This is a genomic window from Vibrio sp. Vb0598 (assembly GCF_033338935.1).
Classification (GTDB): domain Bacteria; phylum Pseudomonadota; class Gammaproteobacteria; order Enterobacterales; family Vibrionaceae; genus Vibrio; species Vibrio alginolyticus.
This window is the reverse complement of record NZ_JAWOTP010000258.1, coordinates 1-1090: the sequence shown is the minus strand read 5'-3', so window position 1 is coordinate 1090 and position 1090 is coordinate 1. Positions and strand designations below refer to the sequence as shown.

Annotated in this window: 1 protein-coding gene and 1 pseudogene; both read left to right on the top strand. The window is 40.2% G+C overall.

Translation table 11 applies throughout. The features are described 5' to 3' along the window. Positions 1-74 precede the first annotated feature (74 nt). Positions 75-782 (top strand): GNAT family N-acetyltransferase, encoded by a 708-nt coding sequence (locus R7Q38_RS24535; protein ID WP_021449249.1) that lies wholly within the window; start codon positions 75-77, stop codon positions 780-782. Between the two features lie 11 nt (positions 783-793). After that, a pseudogene (locus tag R7Q38_RS24530) lies at positions 794-1090 on the top strand (GNAT family N-acetyltransferase); the annotation flags it as partial.

Genomic DNA, 1090 nt, shown 5'->3' with positions numbered 1-1090 from the left:
CCAAATTCATGTTTTTCTAAGTTCCTACGAAACAAATAGTTATAATTTTCTACTGCAAAGGTAGAGAGGTAGGGATGCTTATAAAATCATCTGCGAAAACAGCAGAAATCGATTGCTCTTGGCGCAATCAGTTTGAACTCAGTCAAAAACCGTACAACGGTTATTACTATGACTCCCAATTTTGGAAAAGGTTTTCCGAACACACCGCTGTTTATTTATTCCAATCTGATGCGTTTACTCTTTTATCCTGTCCGGAAAATCTCTGGCATAAAATTAAACATTTTCAGCCGAGTGAGCTAGAGAGAAAATTAAATAACCTGCAATTATTCTGCGAATATGACGACGTCGACTATCATTTATTTAATGATAATACCTTCAATAAAGATGCTGATGTTTTCACTTTGAATATTGAATCTGACAATGAGTTGCTTGACGTATTTTTACGTAGTAACAGCGCAGAAGATATTGAGAAAGCCGATTTCGAGCTCGATAGCCACTTCTTCTATGGCATTTTAGAAGAGGGTAAATTGGTTGCGGCATTAGCGTCATATTGCTACGAAGGAAAGGAGCCATTTGAGTCGTTATCGTTACTGGTTAGCCCTAAAGCGAGAGAAAAAGGGTACGGTAAGCGCTTGCTTTCACACTTAGTGGCGGAGGTTAAAACGCGAGATCGTAAAGTGAGATACCGAGTAAATATCGAAAATACACCTTCGATTAAGTTGTGCGAATCTTTGGGCTTTGAAGCTTATAACCGATTGCGCGTATTTACTCAGGATGAATAGAAAGGAAAGTAATGGGATACACAGTAAGGAATGCTGTCAGAGAAGAAGCAGCTCAAATTGCTAAAATACATGTCGATTCGTGGCAGGTGGCGTACAAAGGGTTAATGCCACAAAGCTATATAGAGCAGTTTACCATTGAGCGCCGAGAAAGGATGTGGACACGAGTTATGACGGAGCAACTGGCTCAATTGATCGTGGTTGAGAAACAAGGGGAAATCGTCGGGTTTTTAAGTTACGAGTTGCCTAACCACACCAGTGAAGATAAAACGGCGTTGGTAACGTGTTGCTATGTCTCGCCGTTACATTAT

What these genes read in the sequence shown, in the direction of transcription:
- R7Q38_RS24535 (WP_021449249.1), top strand. Translation starts at nt 75, where the DNA reads ATGCTTATAAAATCATCTGCGAAAACAGCAGAAATCGATTGCTCTTGG.